Raw genomic sequence first — 7,875 nt, 5'->3', positions numbered from 1 at the left:
ATGGTCTTAAAAGGTTATCTGAATACGGTTGGAGTTTCTGTATTTCTTTAAAGAAAGGAAGTTGTAGCGCTTCTTTTAAACTCATTTCGTTTATATTTCCCTGTGAAAGATGGATAAATGCACACGGTTCTATACCACCATCTGCTGTAATATGGATATAACTTCTTCCACCTGCAATACAACCATCTGTGTAAGGGCCGTCATTCCAAAAATCCGCTGCAAAAAGTGGTTTTCTAGATCTTATCTCATTTATTCTCTTATAAGACATAAGCCCTCCTTTCAACTTCTTGTTATAAATTATACTTCTAATATTCCCTTTTGTCAAATGAATTTTGCAGTTTTCTAATTTGCTGTTTCGCTTTTAAGTTCTTTTGGGTTTGGTATGTTATCGCTATCAAATGCGCCAAGGAATTGTGCGTAATATAGTTCAGCATAGAAGCCATTTTTCTTTAGTAGTTCTTCATGACTTCCCTGTTCTATAACTTTTCCATTATCCATTACGAGTATATTTTTGGCATCCCTAATCGTTGAGAGTCTGTGGGCAATGACAAAAGAAGTTCTCCCTTTCATGAGTTTTTCCATTGCCTTTTGGATGAGTTTTTCTGTTCTTGTATCAACATTGCTTGTTGCTTCGTCTAATATGAGCACAGTCGGATCAATAAGAAACGCACGGGCAATAGTGATAAGTTGTTTTTCACCTGAAGATATGTTTGAAGATTCTTCATTTATTACGGTGTCATATCCATCGGGTAGACTCCTTATAAACCTATCTGCATATGCAAGTTTTGCTGCATTTACTATTTCTTCAAAAGTTGCATTTTCTTTTCCGTATGCAATATTTTCTTTTATAGTCCCATTGAATAACCAAGTATCCTGTAAAACCATGCCAATATTTCTTCTTAAGCTTCCTCTCTTTATGTGTCTGATATCAACGCCGTCAAAGGTAATTTCTCCACCTTGAATCTCATAGAACCTCATAAGTAAGTTTACAAGTGTTGTTTTTCCTGCACCTGTTGGCCCAACGATTGCAATTGTTTCTCCTTTGTTTACTTTAATACTCAGCCCTTCGTAGAGAGGTTTTTCTTTTGTGTAATTAAAATACACGTTGTTAAAAGCAATACCCCCTTGAGGTTTATTGAGGATTATTGCATCCTTACTATCACTTTCTTCCTCTTTCTCATCAAGAACATTAAAAACCCTTTCTACACAAGCAATTGTTGATTGAAAGATATTAGAAATATTTGCAATCTGGACAATCGGTTGAGAGAATGATCTTGAATACTGTATAAATGCCGTAATATCTCCAAGATTTAGGACGTTATGGGTAACAAAAATTCCACCGAATACTGCGATAAAGACGTATGCAACATTACTAATAAAGTTTGTAGCAGGCATCATAATTCCTGTTAAGAATTGTGCTTTCCAGTTTGCAGAATAGAGGTCATTATTGATGTTCTCAAATTTGTTTATAGAGTCCTTTTCTCTATTGTAAGTTTTCACAATTACGTGCCCTGTATACATTTCTTCTGCGTGTCCAAGGAGTCTTCCAAGATGTTTTTGTTGATCAGCAAAAAATTTCTGAGAGTATTTGATGATTAACGACATAAGAATGGTATAAATAGGTAAACTTAGAATTGAAATAATAGTGAGTTTTCCACTAATTGTAAACATCATTACCAAAAATCCAACCAACTGCGTAATTGAAATGATTACTTGTGTAATACTCTGCTGTAAGGTGTTTGATACTGTATCAAGGTCATTACTCATTCTGCTTAAAATATCACCTGTAGAATGGGTATCATAAAACCTCATAGGAAGGTTCATAAGTTTATTGAAGAGTTCCTTCCTCATAGAGTAAGTAATCTTCTGTGAAACATCTGACATTATATACTGAACAATAAAGGTTAAAAATGCACTTAAAAAGTATAATAAAACAAGTAGTAGTAATATCTTACCAATACTATCAAATGGAATCTTGCCGCCGTTTTTTCGAATGATTTCAAGTGCTCTTGTGAGGCCAGTTTGGGAGAAATTTAAGTTTTTCATTGTAGATGTGGAATTTCCCATGAGTTTTGAGAATTCTGTAAGAGGCAATGAACTACTTAAATTTATGATTTCTTGAACAACTTCTGCTCTCTTATTGTAATTTGAGATGGTATTTACAATTGGATAACTTACAAAAGTAGTTAGCGCATTAAATTGTTCTTCGGTTAGTTTTGCCTTTCTTAAAAATTGCTTTAAAACTTCTATTTTGGCATTCTCTTTTGCCTTTTGTATTGCTTCGTTTACGAGATTTTCAGGGACATTTTTCCCTTCAAACTGTTTTCTAACTTCTAATTCTGCCTTATTTTCGTAAGATAGTTGGGTATTTTTTAATTCAGTTAGCAGTTTGTTTATCTGTGGAATGGCTTTAGTCTGTGCTTCAGAAATGTTTGTAACAAGATTTTTTGCAATAAAACCATTTGTAATTTCATTAATTGCATTTCCACTAATTCTTGGCCCAAAAACAGCAAAAACAGTGCTTACCATAGCAAGTAAAAGAACAAAAATAATTCTTCCAAGTTGCGGCTTTAGATATCTTATAAACCTTTTTGTGCTACCCCAAAAATCTCTGGGTTTTTCAACTGCACTTCTTAGTCCGCTTTGCCCTCCGCCCATGAGCATTGGGCCCATTTTTTGTTGATCACTTTTCTTTTCACTCATACTGGTTCCTCCCTTGTAAGGTCTTTAGAGGATAGTTGTGAGTTTACAATTTCTCTGTAAATTTCGGAGGTTTCCATCAATTCTTTATGTGTGCCTATGCCTTTTATCTTACCTTCATCAAGAACTATTATTTTATTTGCTCTCATTATGCTTGCAACCCTTTGAGCAACAATAATTGTCGTTGCATTTTTAAGAATTTCATTTAATGCAAGTCTAACTTTTGCTTCGGTTTTAAAATCAAGCGCAGAAAAACAATCGTCAAAGACAAAGATATCACCCTTCCTTAAAATGGCTCTTGCAATGGAAATCCTCTGTTTTTGACCGCCCGAAAGATTAGTTCCCCCTTCTGAAATTACTGTATCATACCCTAAAGGTAATTTCTCAATAAATTCGTGTGCTTGGGCAATTTTACTTGCTTCAATGATTTCTTCATCTGTTGCTTCGGGATTTCCTATTTTTATATTTTCTTTTACTGTTCCTGTAAAAATTACAGCCTTTTGTGGTGCAAAACTAATTTTCTTTCTCAATTCTTCTTGTGGTATTTCCCTTACATCTACTCCGTCTATAAGGATACTACCTTCAGTTACATCGTAAAGTCGAGTAATGAGATTTAATAGAGTTGATTTACCACTACCTGTTGTCCCAAGTATTCCTACTACTTCGCCTTTTTTTGCTTCAAAAGTGATTTTACTTAAAACTGGTTCTTCTGCATGTAGGAATTTGAAACTTACGTTGTTAAACTTAATATTACCCTTCTCCTCTTTACTAAAAGTTTTTGCGTTTTCTATATCTTTTATCTCGATTTTTGTGTCTAAAACTTCTACAACTCTTTCGCTTGCTGCAACTGCACGTGGAAACATAACAAATAGCATTGTAAAGAAGATAATACTCATAAGTATCATGGAAGCGTATTGTATAAAGGCGATCATTGCACCTAAGTTCACGTTTCCTGCGTTAAGTCCTATCGTGCCAAACCACAGAATTGCAATAATGGCAAGATTCATACTTACCATTGCAAGTGGCATTAAAATCGACATAATTCTATTTGCCTTAATATAGGTGTTTGTAACATCAAGGTTTGCTTTATCAAATCTGTTTTTTTCGTATTCAATTTTGTCGAATGCTCTAACCACTCTAACGCCAATTATGTTTTCTCTTAATACTTTATTAATTTTGTCTATTTGCTTTTGTATCTGCAAGAAGAGCAAAGTGATTGGTCTTATGAGGATAGCAATGAGAACAAAAACTATAACAACCGTTATAATCAACACCTTTGTAAGGTATGGACTGAGACTGTAAGCTAATATTATTGCATCAATACCAGTGAAGATTGAATTTGGAAGCATCATTATGAGCATTCTTGTTGACTGTTGAATTTGCACAACGTCGTTTGTTGTTCTTGTTAAAAGGGTGGACGCCCCGAATTTGTTAAATTCATACAGAGAGAAATCTTCAACATGCTTGAAAAGTTTGCTTCTTACATCTTTACCAAAACTCATTGAGCTTATGGAAGAAAAGAGGTTTGCAATAATTGAAGCAACTATTCCTAAGCCTGCTACCAAAAGCATTAAAATTCCTTCTTTCCATATATAATTTACGTTACCTTGTAAAATACCGTTATTAATAATATTTGACATTAAAGTTGGCAACTCAAGGTTTGCTCTTACCTGGAAATACACAAATACAACCGCAAGGATAACATAAATGATATACCTTTTCATGTTGCCGTAAAGCCTAAAGAGAGCATTCAATTTAGCCTCCTAAAGACGTAATATTTAATAATTTAAACATCTTTTGTAATTATATGATAAAATTATTTTTTGTCAAGAGAAACCTTCTTTCTTTGCTTTTTTAAAAGGAGGTTTGTAAGGTGTTTGTATTTTGAAAATGTGTGCCTTAACCTTGATATTTCTAAAAAATTTTCTTTTCTAACTTTTCTTTAATCTCTTTGGGTAATTTCTCATAAAATTTTTGTGAAACTTTATAGAAAATCTGTTTATCGTAGAATTCTTTTTCTACATAACCTAATTTGATAAGTTCGTTTATTACTCTTGCACTATTAACACCCCTTATTTTATCAATCTCTTCTTTTGTTCTCTTCTTTTTAAGAAGCAGGCCAACCACTTCAAGTAAGTTTCTTGATAGCATAGTCTTTTTCTTCTTGATGAATTTTTCAAAGAAGGTTTTATATGATTCGTTTGGGACAAGGGAAACTCTATCCTTTTCATACTTCAAATTGATACCTGTTTCTTTTAAAATGTTTTCAAGTTCTAAAAGTAGGCTCCTCACACTCATTTTGTCTAGAGATAAAGTGAGAGAAATTTTTTCTATTTTTACAGGCTTTGCTGAAATAAAAAGTATCGATTCAATTGCATATATATATTTTTCTTTATCCATTTAACTTTAATATGATTGGCGAAAAACTGCCTTCTTGTGTAATTGTTAAAAACCTATTTTTTGCAAGTATAAGAACAGCAAGAAATGTAACAATTATTTCAAGTTTTGAAGTGCACTCTTCCATCAGCTTTTTAAAATCTATCTCAAGATGAGTTTTAAGTTTTTCTTTAAGTTTCTCCATGACTTCTATAAGAGAGATGTTGTTGTTCTCTATAACACCTTTTTCATAGTAGTTCTCTCTTTCAAGTATCTCTTTTACTATTTTTGAAAGTCGGTTAAGTGGAATCTCGTTTGAAGAAACTTTTTCAATAAAAGCGCTTCTTTCTATCTTATCTTTGAAAGTTTTTTCAAGTATTTCAACAATTTCAATTACATCACTTTCATTCTCAAAATTTTTCTTTTTGGTGGTATTTAAGCCAAAAAGGTATAGAAGCATTTCTGACTTAAGCTCAATTAGTATCGCTATTGTAAAAACTTTTTCTTCAAGGTTTTCAATATCAAGGTTATTTAACTCTTTATTAATTAGTTCAATTAGTGAAACTTTAAGAAGTATTTTTTTATTTCTTTTAGCTTCGTCTAATAAGTCTAAAAGCATCATTTTAGGTTCATTTTCTGTAGTGCTTCTTCAAGAGTGGCGTTTGCTACTTCTGAAGCAGTTTTACTACCAGTCTCAAAAATATCAATGACGGTGTCTAAATCCTTTTTTAAAGCTTCTCTTTTTTCTCTAATACCTTTCAATCTTTCGTTAAGTTTTTTTGCAAGATTTTTTTTGCAGGCAACGCATCCAAGAGTGCCATTCTTACAGTCTGTTTCGATACTTGTTGCTTCTTCAGGGTTAAAGATCTTATGATATGTGAAAACAGTGCAGATTTCTGGATGTCCTTTATCGTGTAATCTAATTTTTTGCGGGTCTGTTATTGCACTCATTATCTTTTTGGTTGTTTCTTCCTCTGTATCACTTATCTTTATATCGTTATCTAAACTTTTTGACATCTTTTTGCCATCTATCCCTATCACATTTGGAAAATTTGTAAGTAATGCCTGGGGTTCTACAAAAAGGTCTCCGTAAAGAAAATTGAATCTTCTTACCATTTCTCTAGTCATTTCAAGATGTGGAAGCTGATCTTTACCAACTGGGACAAATTTTGCCTTGTATAAAATAATATCAGATGCCATAAGGACTGGATACCCAAGCAAACCATAAGACGCATTTTCTGAAAGCGCAAGATCTCTTATCATTTCTTTTACTGTTGGATTTCTTTCAAGCCAAGATACAGGAACAATCATCGAAAGAAGTAAATGTAAATATGTATGAGCAGGCACCTTTGATTGAATAAATAAAGTTGCCTTGTTTGGGTCAACTCCTGAAGCAAGCCAGTCAAGCATTACCTCGATACGGTTTTTTTTGAAATCGGATACATTTTCATAATTTGTCGTTAAAACATGTAAATCAGCAATAAAAAAGTAGCTTTTGTAGTTTTCCTGTAATTTTTTTAAATTGTCAATAACTCCTACAAGATGGCCTATATGGAGTGGTCCTGTTGAACGCATGCCTGTAACTACAACATCCATTTTACCCTCCTTAAGGTATAAGAAATTTAAGAATAGGTCCTGCAATTTGCATTAAAAGTTGATCAAATTTAAATATAGGAATTGCAAGTAGTATGACAAGGAAAATTATTCCGTAGTAGTTTAGAGCATCATCATAAATGAAACGTAAGGGGTTTTTTGTTAACGCAAAAACAATTTTCGATCCGTCAAGTGGAGGAATAGGAATTAGATTAAAAATGGCAAGATAAATACTTAACATAATTGTGTATTGGATTAAACTTATGAAATAACCAAGATACGATAGCGCAAAGGGGCGTGAGATCATAAATCTGTAAATAAGGGAAAACACTCCTGCAATAAGAAGATTTGCAAAAGGACCTGCAAGGGAAACGATGATCATCCCTTTTTTAAGGTTTCTGAGTGCAGTAAAATCAACTGGAACTGGTTTTCCCCAACCGAAACGGAATATTACAAGAGATAAAAGTCCAATTGGGTCAATATGCCTTAACGGGTTTAAAGATAGCCTTCCTTCTTCTTTTGCTGTTGTATCTCCTAATTTGTATGCTGCATACGCATGGCCAAACTCATGAATTGTAAGTGTTATAAGCACTGCAGGTATCAGTATAATCAAGCTTGCTAACACATCTTTAATATTTGTTAAATCCATATTTTCATCTCCATACTTAGTATTTATTTTTTTCATTATACATAAGTTTTTGAAATTTAAAAATTTTAAGTTAGTTAAAAGCATTTATTTGAATAGTTTAGAGCTTAATGAATTGTGGGGAGTTAATTTTACCTTACTTTATTTGTTTGCACTAAAACAAAAATAAAGACAGGGTCTTGAGAATTGAAAAAAGATAAGTTCCTCTCATCAATCTGACGAGGTGCTAACCTCCCACAAAATATTATAAGAAATTAAATTAATTATTCCAAAAACACCTATTACAGGATCTTTAAAAAATGTATAGGGAAATATATGGAAAAGTATTCTAAGATTAGAATTATCGTTGTTTATTTAAAACTTTTCAGGAATATCAGATTTGCTTTCCTTAAGCCTTTCTGTATATAATTACATCCAATGTAATTAGTAGTGCTGATATGAGTATAAATGTTGCCACTTCTCCATTTGCCGTCCAAATGGGATAGTAAGAGAGAATGATATATTCAAGAACAAAAACTCCCAAAAGAAGAATAAGAAAGTAAGTAATTTTCATTCTTGAA

The 7,875-nt window shown here is 32.6% G+C and carries 6 protein-coding genes and 1 pseudogene; all 7 read right to left on the bottom strand.

Annotated features, from left to right (window positions below; translation table 11 throughout):
• Window positions 1-265 (bottom strand): annotated as a pseudogene (locus K6343_03310) (SPASM domain-containing protein).
• A 77-nt stretch (window positions 266-342) separates the two neighbouring features.
• On the bottom strand, window positions 343-2,703 hold the full coding sequence (locus tag K6343_03305) for an ABC transporter ATP-binding protein/permease (protein ID MEF3244996.1): 2,361 nt from the start codon (window positions 2,701-2,703) through the stop codon (window positions 343-345).
• Window positions 2,700-4,454, bottom strand: a complete 1,755-nt coding sequence (locus K6343_03300) for an ABC transporter ATP-binding protein/permease (GenBank protein ID MEF3244995.1) — start codon at window positions 4,452-4,454, stop codon at window positions 2,700-2,702. The genes K6343_03305 and K6343_03300 overlap by 4 nt, the downstream gene beginning before the upstream one ends.
• A 160-nt stretch (window positions 4,455-4,614) precedes the next feature.
• Window positions 4,615-5,100, bottom strand: a complete 486-nt coding sequence (locus tag K6343_03295; protein ID MEF3244994.1) for an SMC-Scp complex subunit ScpB — start codon at window positions 5,098-5,100, stop codon at window positions 4,615-4,617.
• Entirely contained in the window at window positions 5,093-5,698 is a 606-nt protein-coding gene (locus tag K6343_03290) for a segregation/condensation protein A (protein ID MEF3244993.1), read from the bottom strand. Before K6343_03290 ends, K6343_03295 begins: the two co-directional genes overlap by 8 nt.
• The gene (gene trpS, locus K6343_03285) at window positions 5,695-6,672 is read right to left on the bottom strand and encodes a tryptophan--tRNA ligase (protein MEF3244992.1); all 978 of its coding nucleotides are present in this window, start codon (window positions 6,670-6,672) and stop codon (window positions 5,695-5,697) included. The genes K6343_03290 and trpS overlap by 4 nt, the downstream gene beginning before the upstream one ends.
• Window positions 6,673-6,682: 10 nt before the next feature.
• The gene (locus K6343_03280) at window positions 6,683-7,354 is read right to left on the bottom strand and encodes a site-2 protease family protein (GenBank protein MEF3244991.1); all 672 of its coding nucleotides are present in this window, start codon (window positions 7,352-7,354) and stop codon (window positions 6,683-6,685) included.
• Between the last annotated feature and the right edge of the window lie 521 nt (window positions 7,355-7,875).

This window comes from Caldisericaceae bacterium, assembly GCA_036574215.1.
Classification (GTDB): domain Bacteria; phylum Caldisericota; class Caldisericia; order Caldisericales; family Caldisericaceae; genus Caldisericum.
This window is presented reverse-complemented; position numbering and strand designations above follow the sequence as displayed.